Origin of the sequence: Methylomonas koyamae, from assembly GCF_001644025.1 — a bacterium.
GTDB classification, from domain to species: Bacteria; Pseudomonadota; Gammaproteobacteria; order Methylococcales; family Methylomonadaceae; genus Methylomonas; species Methylomonas koyamae_A.
On record NZ_LUUK01000172.1, the window covers coordinates 1 to 16480 of the forward strand.

At 59.0% G+C, this 16480-nt stretch carries 16 protein-coding genes; 9 read left to right on the forward strand and 7 right to left on the reverse strand.

Annotated features, from left to right (window positions below; translation table 11 throughout):
• Positions 1-27: 27 nt before the first annotated feature.
• Positions 28-543: a hypothetical protein gene (locus A1355_RS13040; protein WP_064028783.1), complete on the reverse strand. Its 516-nt coding sequence runs from the start codon at positions 541-543 to the stop codon at positions 28-30.
• Positions 544-915: 372 nt separating this feature from the next.
• Here A1355_RS13040 and A1355_RS13045 point away from each other — a divergent pair, with 372 nt between their 5' ends.
• Both A1355_RS13045 and radA read left to right on the forward strand, forming a co-directional pair.
• Positions 916-1206 carry a hypothetical protein gene (locus A1355_RS13045; protein WP_064028785.1) on the forward strand — a complete coding sequence of 97 codons (291 nt, stop codon included), beginning with the start codon at positions 916-918 and terminating at the stop codon, positions 1204-1206.
• A 159-nt stretch (positions 1207-1365) separates the two neighbouring features.
• Positions 1366-2733, forward strand: coding sequence for a DNA repair protein RadA (gene radA, locus A1355_RS13050; protein ID WP_064028787.1), 1368 nt, complete (start codon positions 1366-1368; stop codon positions 2731-2733).
• Here the strand turns inward: radA and A1355_RS13055 are convergent.
• Together A1355_RS13055 and A1355_RS13060 are read right to left on the reverse strand one after the other, a co-directional pair.
• On the reverse strand, positions 2730-3323 hold the full coding sequence (locus A1355_RS13055; protein ID WP_064028789.1) for a hypothetical protein: 594 nt from the start codon (positions 3321-3323) through the stop codon (positions 2730-2732). The genes radA and A1355_RS13055 overlap by 4 nt on opposite strands.
• On the reverse strand, positions 3323-4150 hold the full coding sequence (locus A1355_RS13060; RefSeq protein WP_064028791.1) for a leishmanolysin-related zinc metalloendopeptidase: 828 nt from the start codon (positions 4148-4150) through the stop codon (positions 3323-3325). The genes A1355_RS13055 and A1355_RS13060 overlap by 1 nt, the downstream gene beginning before the upstream one ends.
• A 268-nt stretch (positions 4151-4418) precedes the next feature.
• Here A1355_RS13060 and A1355_RS13065 point away from each other — a divergent pair, with 268 nt between their 5' ends.
• The 3 genes from A1355_RS13065 to waaC are packed head-to-tail and all read left to right on the forward strand — an operon-like array spanning position 4419 to position 7380.
• On the forward strand, positions 4419-5345 hold the full coding sequence (locus A1355_RS13065; RefSeq protein ID WP_064028793.1) for a branched-chain amino acid transaminase: 927 nt from the start codon (positions 4419-4421) through the stop codon (positions 5343-5345).
• Between the two features lie 57 nt (positions 5346-5402).
• Positions 5403-6359: a lipopolysaccharide heptosyltransferase II gene (gene waaF, locus A1355_RS13070; RefSeq protein WP_064028931.1), complete on the forward strand. Its 957-nt coding sequence runs from the start codon at positions 5403-5405 to the stop codon at positions 6357-6359.
• Positions 6360-6363: 4 nt separating this feature from the next.
• Positions 6364-7380 carry a lipopolysaccharide heptosyltransferase I gene (waaC, locus tag A1355_RS13075; RefSeq protein ID WP_064028795.1) on the forward strand — a complete coding sequence of 339 codons (1017 nt, stop codon included), beginning with the start codon at positions 6364-6366 and terminating at the stop codon, positions 7378-7380.
• Positions 7381-7395: 15 nt separating this feature from the next.
• Here waaC and A1355_RS13080 read toward each other — a convergent pair whose 3' ends face one another.
• Positions 7396-8556 (reverse strand): HD-GYP domain-containing protein, encoded by a 1161-nt coding sequence (locus A1355_RS13080; RefSeq protein WP_064028797.1) that lies wholly within the window; start codon positions 8554-8556, stop codon positions 7396-7398.
• A gap of 20 nt (positions 8557-8576) precedes the next feature.
• A complete protein-coding gene (locus A1355_RS13085; protein WP_197471804.1) occupies positions 8577-9773 on the reverse strand; it encodes an HD-GYP domain-containing protein in 1197 nt (398 codons plus the stop codon).
• Between the two features lie 473 nt (positions 9774-10246).
• Here A1355_RS13085 and A1355_RS13090 point away from each other — a divergent pair, with 473 nt between their 5' ends.
• Positions 10247-11704: a GumC family protein gene (locus A1355_RS13090; RefSeq protein ID WP_064028801.1), complete on the forward strand. Its 1458-nt coding sequence runs from the start codon at positions 10247-10249 to the stop codon at positions 11702-11704.
• Between the two features lie 232 nt (positions 11705-11936).
• Here the strand turns inward: A1355_RS13090 and A1355_RS13095 are convergent, their stop codons facing one another.
• Complete coding sequence (locus tag A1355_RS13095) at positions 11937-13163, reverse strand: HD-GYP domain-containing protein (RefSeq protein ID WP_231883661.1); 1227 nt, start codon at positions 13161-13163, stop codon at positions 11937-11939.
• A 156-nt stretch (positions 13164-13319) separates the two neighbouring features.
• On the opposite strand from A1355_RS13095, the gene A1355_RS13100 reads away from it, so the two are divergent.
• The 3 genes from A1355_RS13100 (at position 13320) to A1355_RS13110 (ending at position 15436) form a co-directional block, all read left to right on the forward strand.
• Positions 13320-13595, forward strand: a complete 276-nt coding sequence (locus tag A1355_RS13100) for a cupin domain-containing protein (RefSeq protein WP_064028806.1) — start codon at positions 13320-13322, stop codon at positions 13593-13595.
• A 115-nt stretch (positions 13596-13710) separates the two neighbouring features.
• Positions 13711-14916, forward strand: a complete 1206-nt coding sequence (locus tag A1355_RS13105) for an MdtA/MuxA family multidrug efflux RND transporter periplasmic adaptor subunit (RefSeq protein WP_064028809.1) — start codon at positions 13711-13713, stop codon at positions 14914-14916.
• A 13-nt stretch (positions 14917-14929) separates the two neighbouring features.
• The gene (locus A1355_RS13110) at positions 14930-15436 is read left to right on the forward strand and encodes a M48 family metallopeptidase (RefSeq protein ID WP_064028811.1); all 507 of its coding nucleotides are present in this window, start codon (positions 14930-14932) and stop codon (positions 15434-15436) included.
• A gap of 64 nt (positions 15437-15500) precedes the next feature.
• Here the strand turns inward: A1355_RS13110 and A1355_RS13115 are convergent, their stop codons facing one another.
• Positions 15501-16337, reverse strand: a complete 837-nt coding sequence (locus A1355_RS13115) for a penicillin-binding protein activator LpoB (protein ID WP_231883662.1) — start codon at positions 16335-16337, stop codon at positions 15501-15503.
• Between the last annotated feature and the right edge of the window lie 143 nt (positions 16338-16480).

Here is a 16480-nt window from a genome sequence, read left to right on the forward strand (position 1 = left end):
TCCTTCAAAGATCGCTTACGTTAGACGTCACTTTGCGTTGGCAGGCAAGAGTTGCTTGAAGGCCGATTGAAGGATGTTCAGGCGCGATTCAATCAAGGGCTTGATTTCAAGAGCCATTCTTGGATCCCCATGAATTCTGCTGACAAAAGTTGGTAGCGTAACCGACAAGAGGTCGCCGTCTGTGCCATATCTCTTGAGCGCAGCTGTAGCGACTTGTATAAGTGAGGAGGTTCCGTATACTGCACGCATCTCCGGTGGAAGCTCTTCGCTTGACTCTGCTTCAAAGGTCTTCACGTATACCTTCTCGGCTGCCAATATGGCCTTGTCCAGAAGTTCCGGACGAACTTCGTTTCGAATAATGTCTCGACAGATGCTTCCCATGAGAAATGACAGCTCACAGGTTACTGCATTGTTTGGAAGGTCGGTCTTCCTAAAGTCCGATGCGACTTCCCAGTTCTTATCCGGATCGGTTGCCATGAACATCAGATTTCCGGCCAGTTCTTCCAAGGGCAGGGAGTCTTGCTTCTTCTTGCGCCAGAACATGTGAGTAGTCCTCTTGGTTAACGGGTCTGAAGGGTGGACTTGTGACGCCTAACTAGTTATTAGAAAGTTTCCGTATATCCACCGAAGGCAAATAGGTAGTACCGGCCAACATCACATTGCCGACATTGAATCAGATCAGGCGATAGACCGCAATGGGGCTGCGCCTGACCTAAAAGCTGCGACAATCAGTCACTCGCAAGCTTAGAAACTTAGCTAGCGCTGCTGCGTCACCCGATTTCCGCCCGAACCGCAGGTTTTTCATCAATGCCGATAGCGGTCGAAAAACTGCAAAGCAGGAAAATTTTGCTATGTAAGACAACCTAAGGCTCATAATACCGAGCCAAATTTTGCGCCAACGAATCAGGAGCCGCCATGAGTATTGCCGTCACCGATATAGTGCCGCTTTCCGAAGCCTGGACTCAGTTATCCGCTTGGGCGAGCGAGGCGCAAACCGGCAAGAAAAAAAACGGCGAAAGCGTAGCGGCGTTGATCGGCGCGGAACGCTTGGATCGTTACCATCGCCTGGAACGGGCGCATATCCACTTATTGTTATTGCATGAAATCGAACGCGGATTGGCCGATGTAGCGGCGGGGTGCCACCAGGATGCCCGCGAAGCCTTGAAGCAAATCAAACAAGCTCGGGCAAATTCGGCATCCGTTTGAACCGCTCTGTAGGTTTTGCCGATCACTTTCTCGCCAATTTGCAAGACATCAACAGCAAATTGTACCGGCCGACGCATGTATCCGCTCGCTATTAAACACCACCAACAACTCGGCTATGACTTGGCTGGCTTGTGGCTAAATCGTTAAACCTTTATCGCTATGGCTAAAAAAACCAAATCCGCCTACGTCTGCACCGAGTGCGGCGCCGATTATCCCGGCTGGTCCGGGCAATGCAATCAGTGCGGGGCGTGGAACAGCATCAAGGAGGTGCAGTTGGGTGGCGGCAAGACCGCGCGCGACAAATCCGGTTACGCCGGCGCGCGCAGCGAGGTGCGTTTGCTGTCCGAGGTCAATTTGGCCCAGGCCGAGCGGATTTCCAGCGGCCTGGCCGAGTTCGATCGGGTGCTGGGCGGCGGTATCGTCACCGGTAGCGTGGTGTTGATCGGCGGCGCGCCGGGGGCCGGCAAGAGCACCATTCTGTTGCAGGCCATCGCCCATATCGCCCGGCATTTGCCGGTGTTGTACGTGTCCGGCGAGGAGTCCTTGCAGCAGATCGCCGAACGCGCCCACCGTCTGCAATTGAATACCGTCGGCATCAAGATGCTGGCCGAAACCTCGGTACAGCAGATTTGCCAAGTCTTGGACGAGGAACAGCCCAAGGTGGTGATCATCGATTCGATTCAAGTCATGTACACCGCCGATTCCGATTCGGCGCCAGGCTCGGTGTCGCAGGTGCGCGAATCCGCCAGCTATTTGACCCAATACGCCAAGCGCAGTGGCGTGTCATTTTTCATGGTCGGTCACGTGACCAAAGACCAGTCGCTGGCCGGGCCGATGACCTTGAGCCATATCGTCGATGCGCAAGTGGTGTTGTCGTCCACCGACGACTCGCGCTTTAGAGTATTGCGCGCCGACAAGAACCGTTTCGGCAGCGTCGGCGAATTGGGCTTTTTCGCGATGGAAAGCAGCGGTTTGAAGGAAGTGAAAAACCCGTCGGCGATGTTTTTATCCCGCGCGGAAAAGCCGTCGCCGGGCAGCGTCGTGACGGTACTCTGGGAAGGCACGCGGCCGCTGCTGGTGGAGATTCAGGCCTTGGTCACCGAAAGCCAATACGGCAATCCGCGCCGCTTGGCGGTGGGTTTGGATCAAAACCGGCTGGCAATGCTGTTGGCCGTGCTGTCGCGCCACGGCGGCATCTTCACCGGCAACGACGAGATTTACGCCAACGTGGTCGGCGGCATCAAGGTATCCGAAACCAGCACCGATCTGGCGATCCTGGTCGGGGTGGTATCCAGCCTAAGAGACCGCATCATTCCCTACGACACGGTGTTTTTCGGCGAGGTGGGCTTGAACGGCGAGATCCGCCCGGTCGCCAACGGCCATGCTCGGCTCAACGAAGCCGCCAAGCACGGCTTCAAGAAGGCGATTATTCCTAAGAGCAACAAGCCCAAGGACCCTATCAAGAATCTGGAGATACACGCGGTCAGCAACATTCAGGAAGCGCTGGCGGTATTGGCCGAGCTTTAACGCAGACTGTCCAGCACTTCGCGCAAGCGGTTTTGGATCGCCCGCAACCGCTGTAACTCGGCGATCTCCGGAAATTGGCTGGCGCCGGCATCGACCGCGTAAAATTCGACGCTGTGCCGGTGTTCCGGTAACGCCAGCTCGATGCGCGTGGTTGGCGCGTCGGCGATATTGAATAAACGCCCGTCGGCGGCCCGCAAGGCCCGTATCCGTTCGGCGATCGAGGCGGCGGCAAGATCGGGCAAGCGCTGGTCGGCCAGCAGATACGTCAACAAGGCTTGCACCTCGGCCGGCGCCAGTTGGCGGCTGCGATCCGCGCCGTCGCCGAACCAGGCGGCGGACCCGGTCAAGCGGCCGCCGGCCGTCAACGTCAGTAACGGCGAGTCGGCCGGCCGGGACTGCATTCCGCCGGCCAAATCGAAACGCAGTATCACCGCGTCGGCGTCGGCCGGCAACGCATACCCGCCAGCCCCGGCCGGCCCCGACAACGCCAGACCCAATACCAGCCAGACCCGCGCCGGAAACGCCCGCCACCATCGGCGGGCCGAGCAGCCGGATGCGCGCCGATGCCGACCGCTACCCGCGCCCGCCATCAAGCCGGCCGGCGTCGGCCGGGCAATCCGACGAATCCCAGCAGCGCGCCCGCGAACATCCATAGCGAAGCCGGCAGCGGCACCGGCGCGACCACGGAATAACCCAGGTCGCGGAACGACTGTATCGTGGTATTACTCAAAAAGGCAGGCGCATTCAGCCAGCCGGTCATCAGTTCGTAACGCATGTCGTGGCCTTCGGTATCGACGATGCCGGTATTGGCGGCACCTTTGTCGACCTCGTTCCAATGGCCGTCGGCGGTACCGCTGCCGCCGCCCTGTTCCACCGGTACGTAAGTCGCGCCGGCTTGACCGAATTCGCTACGGTAGGCCGCCACCCCATATTCGCCGGTGTATTGGCCGCTGCCGCTGGTGTATAAGCCATTGGCTTCCCACAAGGTACCAAAGCCCAGCACGTGAGCCATTTCGTGCTCGATCACCGATAAGAACGTGCCGTTGCTGATCATGTTGGCGATGTCGGCGGTATCGAATTTCATGTCGCCAAGCCGGGTAAGCGAGTAGCCGCCGGTGTTGTAACGACTGGTTTGCCAGGTCTGGGTAGGTCCGGCCGAGCCGAGGGTTCCGCCGCTACCGTCGATGGCCGCCGCCGAGGCGCTGATCGTGACGCCGTTGATGCGTTGATCAGTTACCGCGCTATCGTAGCCGGTGATAATGGATTCCCAAAATCCGGCGGCGTCTTGGAAATAGCTTTCCTGTTCGCTGGTCAAGCCGCTAAAGTTCAAATTGATCTGAAACGATGCGGCGTCGGCCTGACCGACCGCCAGCATCAAACCGGCGGCAACTCCGGCCCATTTCCTTTCACTGCACATGCTTCCTCCTGATTGTTAAAGTCGATCGCAAACGCCGCCCCCTGAATATCCGCTACGGAGCGACCGTGGATGAATTTTAACCGGCAAGGCGCGTAAAACCATGCCTGGAAAGGTAAATTTTGGTAAACGCGGCGCTGGAGAATGGCCCGGTTGGCGAAAACCGCCCGGCGTGCCCGACCAGTGCCGCGATTGTCGGGTTTATAGTACAATTTGCGCCCGATTCTCGCCGTAGCGGCGCGCTAACTCAACAACACAGCAGGTTCAGACGATGACAACGATGGATGACAGAGACGGTTGGATATGGCTAGACGGCCAATGGGTCGCTTGGCGCGATGCGAAAGTGCATGTACTGACTCATACCCTGCATTACGGCTGCGGCGTCTTCGAAGGCTTGCGCGCCTATAAAACCGACGCCGGCACCGCGATTTTCAAACTGGCCGAGCATACCGACCGCCTGTACCGTTCCGCGCATATCATGAACATGAAAATGCCGTTTTCCAAGGACGAAATCAATCAGGCTCACCGCGACGCGGTCGCCAAGAACAACCTGGACAGTGCCTACATCCGCAGCATGGTGTTCTTCGGCTCCGAAGGCATGGGATTGCGCGCCGACAACCTGAAAGTACACGTGATGGTTGCCGCCTGGACCTGGGGCGCGTATCTGGGCGCGGAAAACATGGAAAAAGGCATTCGCATCCGTACCTCGTCCTATACCCGCAACCACGTCAACAGCACCATGTGCAAGGCCAAGGCCAACGGTAATTACATCAACTCCATCCTGGCGCTTCAGGAAGCCTTGTCCACCGGTTACGACGAAGCGCTGTTGCTGGACCATGAAGGCTTCTGCGCCGAAGGCAGCGGCGAGAACCTGTTCATCGTCCGCAACGGCAAGCTGTACACGCCGGAAACCACCTCGGCGTTGGAAGGCATCACCCGCGATACCTTGATCACGATCGCTCGCGAGCAAGGCTACGAAGTCATCGAAAAACGCATTACCCGCGACGAAGTTTACGTGGCCGACGAAGCCTTCTTTACCGGCTCCGCCGCAGAAGTGACGCCGATCCGCCAGTACGACAACCGCGACATCGGTTCCGGCAGCCGGGGACCTGTCACCGAAAAACTGCAAGCCTTGTACTTCGATTACGTTCACGGCCGCCGCGCCGACCGCAAGGAGTGGTTGAGCTTGGTGTCCTAAGCCAACGTGCCTTCCCCGCATCGCATCCTGGTCGTCGGCCCGTCCTGGGTCGGCGACATGGTGATGGCCCAAAGCCTGTTCATCGCCCTCCAGCAACAACACCCCGAGTGTCACATCGACGTCCTGGCGCCGGCCTGGTCGCTGCCTCTGTTGGCGCGGATGCCGGAAGTGCGCGACGGCATCGCGATGCCGTTGGGGCACGGCGAGTTCGGGCTGAGCGCGCGTTTTAGACTGGGCCGGTCAATTCGCGGGCGTTATGACCGGGCCATCGTCCTGCCTAACTCGTGGAAGTCGGCTTTTATACCGTTTTTCGCCGGTATTCCCCAACGCACCGGCTATCTCGGCGAACTGCGCTGGGGCTTGCTGAACGACGCTCGCCGGCTGAATAAGCGCCGCTTGACGATGACGGTGCAACGCTTCGTCGCGCTGGGCCTGCCGGCCGACGCCGAACAACCGCCGGCCTATGCGTTTCCGAAATTGGCGATAACCGCCGAACAACGACAGCGAGTCGCAGACCAGTTTGAGGTGGCGACCGACACTAACATCTTGGCGCTCTGCCCCGGTGCCGAATACGGTCCGGCCAAACGCTGGCCGGCCGAGCATTTCGCCGCCGTCGCCAAGGCCAAACACGCGGAGGGTTGGCAGGTATGGCTGTTCGGATCGGATAAGGACCGCGAAGTGGCTAACGCCATCAACGATCTGACAGGCAGGGTTTGCCGCAATTTCGCCGGCGCAACCGCGCTGGCCGAAGCGGTCGATTTACTGTCGCTGGCCGATGCGGTCGTCAGCAACGACTCGGGCTTGATGCACGTCGCCGCCGCCCTGGACAAGCCGGTCGTCGCGCTGTACGGCTCGTCCGATCCGGGATTCACGCCGCCTTTACACCCCAACGCACGAATTCTGACCCTGGGCCTGGACTGCTCGCCGTGTTTCCAGCGTGACTGCCCACTCGGTCACACCCGCTGTCTGGCCGACATCGCGCCGGAACGGGTATTAGCGCTACTCGCCCCCTGAGCGGATGAAAATCGCCATCGTCAAACTGTCCGCTCTGGGCGACATCGTCCATGCGATGGTCGCGCTGCAATTTATCAAGGCCGCCCTGCCCGATAGTGAAATCGACTGGATCGTCGAGGCTGGCTTTGCCGGTGTCATCGAGCACAATCCGCACGTCAACCGAGTCCTGACCGTCAATCTGAAAGCGCTGAAATCGAACAAAGCCGCGATTTTTAGCGAAATTGCCAAGGTGCGCGGCTATGCCGCCGCGAATTACGATCTGGTCATCGACGCCCAAGGCTTAATTAAATCGGCGCTGGTCGCGCGCCTGTTGTCGGCCAATTGCGTCGGATTCGACCGCGATTCGATCCGGGAGAAATTCGCGGCCTGGTTTTATCGGGAAACCGTGGCGTTTCCCTACGATGCCAACACGATAGACCGCAACGTCGCGGTGCTGACCCAACCGCTGGGCCTGGACATCGGCCCCGACCGGATTTTAGCCAAACAACCCTTTCTGTACTTCACGCCGCCGACCGCCGAGTTGAACGAGTACTTCGCACCGGACCAAGCCAACGTCATTTTGGTGATCGGCTCGACCTGGGCCAGCCGCAATTATCCGCTGGAGCAGTACCTGCGGGTCATTTTCGGCTTGGAAGCTAATATGCTGATTTGCTGGGGCAGCCAGCAAGAACACTGGATGGCGCAATGGCTGGCCGAACGTAGTCTGGCGCGGCCGCTGCCGAAACTGAGTTTTAACGACCTAAAGGCCGCGATTGCCCGTTGCGACCTGTTGATCGGCAACGACACCGGACCGACCCACATGGCTTGGGGTTTGAACCGGCCATCGATTACGCTGTTCGGACCGACGCCGGTCAGCCGAGTTTACCAGACGGCCATCAACAAGGTGTTGAAGTCGCCGTCCGTCGTCGACCCCTTCAAACTGAACAAGCTGGATTTCTCGATCAATCAAATCAAGGCCGACAGTGTCGTGGAGTTGGCGAGAAGCTTGCTGCCGGCCCGCGCTAAAAGCCAACCGGGCTAAGTTTCGCCGACGGCTTTAATGGCCCCCGCATTGCCGCAGGTAATAGCGGACAAATCGGGCAATCGGGTCCGCCAACGACAGTATGCGGACGATTTCACTCGCCGATACCCTCACCGTGCGATTGGGATCGGCGGCAAAATCAAGCAACTCCTTCGCCGAATTGGTGACCGGCCTTAGGCTAAGCGCGCCGAATTCGGATGCCGGAATGTCTCCAACCACGGCCAACTCGCCGCCGGCCAGTTCGACCAAACAACCCGGCGGCCAAACGCCTAGCGCCCGCACGAAATCGGCCGTCAAATCGCCGTCGAATAGCCGCGCTCCGGCGTTATAAATGCTTGCCAAGGCTTGTAAACCGCTCATCGCCGGGCGACCGGCGTGTTCCCAGCACAAATCCTCGCACTCGGCGGCCATCGCCGCGATTTGCCCCGCTCTGCTCAAATCTCCCCCGCCGAGTCCGCGCGGATAGCCGCTGCCGTCCGCTCGTTCATGGTGCTTTAGCACGATGTCCAATACCTCGATCGGTACGTCGGAAGCCGCCAGCAACATATCGCGTCCGCATTGCGGATGCTGCCGAAACAAAGCCGTTTCGCCGGCATCCAGGGGCCGCTCGGCCGCTCGTATCGCGTCCGGCAAACGTTGTAGGCCAATGTCGAGTAACAGCGCGCCGCTGCCCAAGTGTCTTAAAGCCTCGGCCGACAGTCCTGTCGCCAGCCCCCAAACCAACGCCAACGCGGCGGCATTGACCGCTTTCGCGGCCGGGTCCGGTTGGGTGTCGCGCATCAAGCCCCCCCAAACCCGCCCGGAGTCCGGCGAAATCCCCTGCTCCAACTCCGCCGCCAGCTTATCAACCGTCGCAAAATCCAGCGTATTTTCCGCCGCCGCGCGCCGCAAAACGTCGGCGTAGCCGAGACGAACCGCCGCGTAACAGCCTTCCCAAGTCGTCGTATCCAGATCCGCGCTCGAGGGAATCGCGCCGGCCGGCGGCGAATCGCTAATATCCTTGCCTTTGGCGGTGTCAATGCACACAAACCGGCAATACTCGCGCAAGGTCGCGACTTGTTTGGCCGAGGTCACCGGAAAGCGGGTTCGAAAAAACGGCAAGTCCAGCCATTTTCGATCGGTATCGACGATATACATCCCGATCTCCAGCTGCTCGGCGTTAATTTTTTTGATCATGCCAGCCGTCCGCCGCGCCCCTAGGCTCCGGCTATGGCGTAGTCCTTGACGAACAAGCCATCCCGGTAATATTCGTTCAAATCCAACCGATAATCCTTGGCTCGCACCACTTGCTTGACGGCATAGCGGTTTCCCTGTGGATCGGCCACCGGTTTGGCCAAGTCCAGCAACCGGGGCTCGATGTCGCTACGCTGGCTATCCTTGACGATCAATATCTTTGGTTTCAAACGATCGGCCTTGTTTTGTTCGACCACGATGCCGATTTCGCCGCTACTCAATTCGACGGCATTGCCCTGCGGATAAAAGCCGATGCAGTTAATGAAATGCGTGACGTAATGGGCTTCGTAACGTTGGCTCATCCCCTTGACCAGCGTGCCCAACGCAATCAAATGCGGTTGACCGTGCTGATAAACCCGGTCGCTGGTCATTGCGTCGTAGGTATCGACGACGGCAACCATTTTGGTGAAATCGGACAACGCCGATTTATCCAAGCCGCGCGGGTAACCGCCGCCGTTTAGTTGTTCATGGTGATTGTGCGCGACATCGACCGCGCCGGGGAATGCCCCTCTGGCCGACATCAACACGTTGCGGCCGTAGACCGTGTGATTGCGCATGATGTCCAGTTCGAACTTGTCGAGCTTGCCGGGCTTGTTCAAAATCTCCAACGGCACCTTCATTTTGCCGACGTCGTGCATCAACCCGCAAAAGCCGATCTTGTTGAGGTCTTCGACCGAATACTTCAATTCCCTGCCGAGCAGGATCGCCAAAATGCACACATTCATACAGTGTTGAGCGGTGTATTGATCCTGGTCCTTCAACTGGGTCAGCAATAACATGGTTTCGGGATGTTCCAGCACTTGGTCGACACATTCGGCAACCGCTTGCTTGACTGCCTCGGTATTGAATTGATTGCCGAAGCGAATATCGTCCAGCACGGTCTTAATCAAATTGCCGACGCGCTGAAAGGTGACGGCGGTCTGTTCGAAAGAACGGGCAAAACTGAGCTGTTTGCGCGCCTCGGTCGAGCGAGTCGGAATGGCTCCGGTATGGTCTTTTTGAAACTTGACGTCGATATAAACGTAATCGCAAACCGCCTGTATGGCCTGAATATCCGCATGGCTTTCGATGACAATGCGATCCAGCATAAACGGATTTTCGCCTTTCGGTGCTTCCAACTCGCATACGCACATTCCGACTCTGAGTTCGTAAACATGCATTCTGATTATTCCAGCTTTATTCGCAGACATAGACCCCACCAAAATCGAGCCGGCATTGTGCAATAGATCGACCGGCCTAACACGCTTGGATGCCACAAAATATTGATTTGTCTCGCACATTTTGCGAATCCGCCGCCGTGCCATTCCAAGACCGCTCGCATCGCGGCGCACCGTGGGCGAGCCAACGCTTCTCCCCTTTCCCCATCCACCGCTATTCCCGGCGGCGCGCAAACGCCCATCGCAATACATGAATAGGACTATAGCCGACGCACGTCGCCCGACAACCTGGAAAACCCGATTACACTCGCCGCCGATTGCGTTACACTGCGTACCTCGGCGGACCTCCCTGCCCTTTCCAGCCACGCCGGCGATCTTCCGGCGCCTTGCTTCGGCCCAGCTCCACCGCACGGTCCGGCACATGCGCCGGCCGCAAGAACCACCGTAATTTGTGCCGACATGAGGAGAACACAGCGATGTTTCTCAAATCGTTCCGACAATACGCTAACGCGTACCCAACACCGCCATTAAGAATTCCGCAGCGCATCAGCTTGTTTTTGCTGGCCTTCCTGCCGTTGTTTACGATTTCTCAAATTCTGATTTTTATGCAACCGGCCATATACCGTAGCGAGGCTTCGGTATTGACCAGCGAATCCGCCCAGGTCGACCAAGCGCCGGCCGAGGCCGATCCGCAACAGACCGGCATCCAGGCCCAGGTCTTGCTCGGCCAGGACATCCTCGAAAAAACCGCCGCGCGTCTCAGCGAGCGGTCCGCGCCGACAGACGTCGCGGATCTGCATAAGATGCTGGGCGCCACGCCGGTGGCCGACAGCAATCTGATTAAATTACACGCCGAAGGCTACGACCCTGGAAAACTGCAGGTGATTCTGAACGCCTGGATAGAAACTTATCGACAACTCCGCGAAGACTACATTCGCCAAGTCACCGCCCAATCCACGGCGACCCTGGACGGCGAACTGGATCGGGTGGGACTATTGTTGTCGGCAAAACGCCGCGAATTGGATCAGTTCCGACTAACCCACAATATTCTGTCCCAAGATAGTAGCGACAACCAAGCCCACGCCCGCCTGCAGGGTCTCAACGCCTCCCTGAATAACGCGCTGGAAGAAGAAGCCAAGGCGAAAGCGAAAGTCGGAGCGATCCGCGCCGCGATCGAAGAAGGTCGGCCGGTAATTCCGAACCAAGACAGCCGCAGTTTGGCGGTTCTGCAAGAAACCGCGGAGCGCTTGCGCGACAAACTGGAAAACCTGCGCGGCCGCTACACCGAGCATTACATCGATTTTCATCCGACCATGAAAATCGTCAAACAGCAGTTGAGCGAACTCGATGCCAAGATCAGCGAAAAAGAGCATAGCGGCACCGATTTCATGTTGCAGGAAGCAAACACCGCCTACGTGGCCGCCCGACGCACCGTCGCGGATTTGCAAAAGCAACTGGCTCAACACAAGCAAAAAGCCGCCGAATACACTGGACAATTCGAAAAATACCAAGCGATGCTGCAAGAACTGGAAGGCCTGGAAAAACTGCAGCAAGACACCAAGCAGCGCTTGGCGGACATCGAAGTCAAACAGCGCCAGACCCATCCGCAATTGAGCGTGATCGATTGGGCAACCCTGCCGACCGAACCGATTCGACCGGATTATTGGCTGGCCGCCGCGATCGCGTTGGCCGCCAGCGTGGGGGCGGGTCTGTTCGCGGTCTGGCTGGCGGACTATCTGAATCCCAATCCACAATTGCGCAACTTGCAAACGATAACCGGCATTCGGGTTTACCCGCACCGGCCGTCTCCGAACGATCGCCGACAATTGCTGGACAGGCGCCGACCGCCCGACGCACTGGGCTTCGATCCGCTACAAGCCATTAACGAATCGCCGCGCGAAGACGGCGAGGACCGCCGCCGCGACCGGCGCTAACCTAACGGTCCCTCCCCCTGCATCCCCACGAAAAATGAAAGCCGGTGGCGTAGGCCGGGATTTAGCCGTGCTGGAAGGCTCTCCGGCACCGGAAGAGTTTTGGTCTTTCCGACGAACGCCGCGAACGACAAACGCCCTTCTCCCTACAAATCCTGCCTTTTCGAGCGGTCTCCGCTGCCGAGCGAGTACCAGAACCTTGGTCAAGACAGAGTCGGTCGCCGACAGTCTAGCGTCAGGCACTCGCCAATTGATAGTAAGCCTCCGCGCGCGCCGCCAACTTGCCGACTACGTCCGGGTCCAGCTTGCCTTCCGCGACGCGCCGGCGCAAATCAGCCAAAGCTTCTTCCGCCGTCACGCTGGGACGGTAAGGCCGTACCTGAATCAATGCCTGAAAAATATCGGCCACCGCGATGATCCGGCATTCCAAATCCAATTCCTTGGGCTGACTACGGAACGGATAACCGTCTCCCACCAGGGTTTCATGGTGATAGCCGGCCCAAATCGGGATTTTGGAATCGGCGAACACCCGCAGTAAAATCCTGAAGGTATCGTAACTGTGCCGGTGCATCGTCGCCCGTTCGGACGGCGTCAAGCCTCCCGGCTTATTGATGATGTCCTCGGACACGCGCAGTTTGCCGATGTCGTGCAGCAAGCCGGCGATTTCAATCTGCTCCAGATGGCAACCGGATAATCCGAAATCGGCGCCCAATTCGCGGGCTATCAACGCCACCCGCTGCGAATGCTCGTCGGTAAATGGGGTCTTGGCGTCGACCACGCGGGAAAACAAAGTCGCCAAATCTTTAAGCTCGGCCATGTCCAGCAACACCGGTTCCAAACCGGCGCCAATCACGCGCAAGTCCTCGTCGAGGTATTCCGGCTCCATCGCCAGCCAGAACGCCTCGACCTCCGCCAACTCGGCGAACGCCTCGACCAATTCCGGGCAAAACAGCAAGCCGGCCAAACCGCGAATCCGGGCGATGATATTCGAAAATTCGTTCAGAATATGCTCGCTATTCAAGAACGGCGCCTGCAGCACATCAATACGATCGGCCAGAAACAGCAAATTGGTCCGCAAGCGCAAGTCCGGCGCCAGCGGCAATTCCAGCAAGGTCCGCCAACGGGTGTGGTGATAGCGAATGTCGTCGGCCAGATGGGCAACCGGCCGGCAGGCCGCCAAATACTCGGCGCCGCGGATGCAATGATCTTCCGCGCCGTCCCATTCCAGCGTCTCGGTCAACTGACGGTGCTCGTGAATCCGCGACACGCCGCAATCGTGCAACATGCCGGCATGCAACATCGCCATCCGATCGGTGGCCGACCAACCCAGACGATCGGCAACGCCGCGCGCGATCATGGCCACCCTTTTACCGTGGCGGACTTCGTCGACGCCCACCAGGTCCAGAGCGCCGCTCAACGCGGCGATCGCCTCGTGCATATTGACGTGTTGTAGAGTCTTCAAAATCGGCCCCCGCCCGAAATGTGCCGGACTCGAACTGTGACGCCCGGCCCCGCTTGACTAAAATTACCGAGCCATTCTAGCACGCGGCCGCGTGGCCCCGCGCCGCCGACAATGGTAGAATCAAACCCTCTTACCACCCGAACCCGAAAGGAAGTCATGAGTCAGATTATTATCGAACACAATCCCAGCGAGGAGCGTTTACAGGAATTGGGCGTCTCCGAATGGCCGATCTGGGAAAAAGAAGTGTCCAAATTCACGATCGATTTCGACGAAACCGAAACCGCCTACGTCCTGGACGGCGAAATCTTGGTCACGCCGACCGGCGGCGAAGCGGTGCGCATCGTCCCCGGCGATCTGGTGATCTTTCAAGCCGGTTTGGACAGTCATTGGGAAGTAGTCAAACCGCTACGCAAACACTATCACTACGATTAAGGCGCGGCCGGCCCGAGGTTTGGAAAAGGCATCCACCGGATGCCTTTTTTATGACAACGCCTCGAAGTCGCCGGGCCACTCCGCCCCGCCGACAAGGACACCACGGTAAGCCCGCATGGACAATCCACGACCTCCCGAAACCCGCGCCGCCGGCCGGTCAGGTTGGCCGACCGCCGCGCTGCTGTTCGCGCTGACCGCCGGCTACGGCTACTGGCGCCTGCACGCCACCGAAGAACCTAGAGAGCGACCCGGCTTGACCGGCGCTGGGGACACACCAGCGGCCAGCGTCACCACCGCCACCGTCAACCAAGGCGACCTGCCGATTTATCTGCACGGCCTGGGCACCGTCACCCCGCTACAAACCGTGACGATCAAAAGCCGAGTGGACGGCGAACTGGTCAAGGTAGCCTTCCGGGAGGGCCAAACCGTACAAGCCGGCGAACTGCTGGCCGAGATCGATCCCCGCCCTTATCAGGTGCAATTGCACCAGGCCGAGGGCCAACTGATGCGGGATGAAGCACTGTTGAGCAATGCCGAGCAGGATTTGCAGCGCTATCGTACCCTGCTGGCACAGGATTCAATCGCCGCCCAGCAAACCGCCACCCAGGAGGCACTGGTACGCCAATACCGGGGCACCGTCGAAATGGACCGAGCGCAAGTCAACAACGCCAAGCTCCAACTCGACTACACCCGCATCGTCGCGCCAATCGCCGGTCAAATCGGCCTGCGGCTGGTGGATAAAGGCAACATCGTCCGCGCCGGCGACACCACCGGTCTGGCCGTTATCGCCCAAATTCAACCGATCACCGTGCTGTTCACGCTGCCCGAGGATCAGGTGCCGGCGGTGATGCGCCGCTGGCGTAGCGAACGCAATCTGACGGTGGAAGCCTTCGACCGCTCCGGCCTGCGCAAATTGGCCGACGGCAAATTGCTGGCGGTGGACAACCAAATCGATACCGCCACCGGCACCCTGAAACTCAAGGCCTGGTTCGACAACGCCGAGCGCGGACTGTACGCCAACCAGTTCGTCAATATCCGGCTGCGGCTGGACACCTTACCCGCCGCGACGCTAGCCCCGGCCACCGCCATTCAGCACGGCGCCAACGGCGATTTCGTTTACTGGGTTAAACCCGACCGAACCGTCACGATTCGGCCGATCAAGACCGGGCCGGTCGACGCCGACCGCGTTGCCGTTTTGGAAGGCCTCGCTCCCGGCGATGTCCTGGTCGTGGGCGGCAGCGACAAATTACGCGAGGGCAGCCGAATCAAGCCGGCCGACGCCGCCGCTTCCCCAGAGACCGCGCCGGTTCCGGCCCGATAAGCCTCTCGGTCCAATGCACACCCCGGTTTCCAAATATTTAAACGGTTATCCGGCCGAATTGGTCGAGCGCGCCGAACAATGGCTGACCAGCGGCAAGCTGGGCGACTGGCTGGCCGACAAATACCCGCGGACTCACCACGTCCAAACCGACAAGGCGCTTTATCACTACGTGACGGACTTGAAAAGCCAATATTTGCGTCAATCCGCTCCGCTCAGCAAAATCGTCTACGACGACAAACTGGACATCGTTCATCAAGCATTGGGCTTGCACAGCGTCGTCGCCAGGGTGCAAGGCGGCAAACTCAAGGCCAAAACCGAAATCCGCATCGGCGCGGTTTTCAAAACCGCGCCGGCCGCCTTCCTGCGCGCCATCGTGGTCCATGAGCTGGCCCATTTGCGCGAAAAAGACCACAACAAAGCCTTTTACCAACTGTGCCGCCACATGGAACCGGACTATCACCAACTGGAGTTCGATCTGCGCCTGTATCTGGCGTTTCAGGAAAGCCGGCGCGGGCACTGAATCGCGAGCCGCGACTTCGAGCGGTACGCGGTGCGTAGCCGGTCCAAGCCATTCCGCCCCGTCGCTATTGAAGATTCAACACGCCGCCGGTACCGGCACCGCTCTTGATTTCCTGCGCCTTGTAGTTTTTAACCGCGACGACCAGTTGATTGTAGGCATCCAAAAACGCCGCCGCCGTGGACAAACCTTCGGGCGTGTTTTTGAAGCTCGCCAAACCGACCACCGCGCCAACGCTGTCCCCCAAATAGCCGCCCCAGCCGTTGGTTTGCAAACGGTTGGCGGTGGCGCTGCCTTGCGAGATGCCGATCTGCACGGTCGAGCGAATATCGGTCAAGGTCAGGGTCACATCGGTGGTCCGTTTATCGGCAGCGTCCGCCATCGTGGCGGCCAGCGAGTCGGCCAGAATGCCGCCCAACGAAATTTGCCCCGGCGGCGAGTAATGGCGGTAGCCGGTGCCAAAGGCGCCCGCCCGATGCCCTTCGGTCGATTCGTTCAACACGATCACTTGCGGTTCCATCAGATAATCGGCGGCGACCCGCTGACCTTTATGCTGTTTGGATCCGGCCCGGTATTCGCCGGAATTGCGCTGTTCGCCGACGATTTCGTTGATCAACGCCCGCGTGGCGGTGTTGCCGATCGCGGTAATCACAAAACAATTGGATTGTTGCACCGCCAAGCGGATCAACGGATCGACTGTCGTCACCGCCTGCGCGCCGGTGATGCGGCCGTCGCTGACCGCCAAGGTCCCCATGGGGCTGGAGCAACGCTCCAGCGTTTTATTCGCATCGACGCTGGTCCCGCCCGCCGCCGATCCGGACACCAGATTACCGCTGCCTCCGGTCTGCAAGCCGGGTTTAGCACATCCCGACAGCAAGACCACCAAGCCGATTTTCAAAGCCATACCTCGATTCATCAGACACCCTCGCCGAAAGTTGGAGCTTGATCCAAGCGCGAGAATCATAAGACAATTTGCCGCCGACGTCTGCATAACAAATACGCTAGAAAGCTTCCATTGCCCACTAGCGCCACAAGCGCCTCGGACCG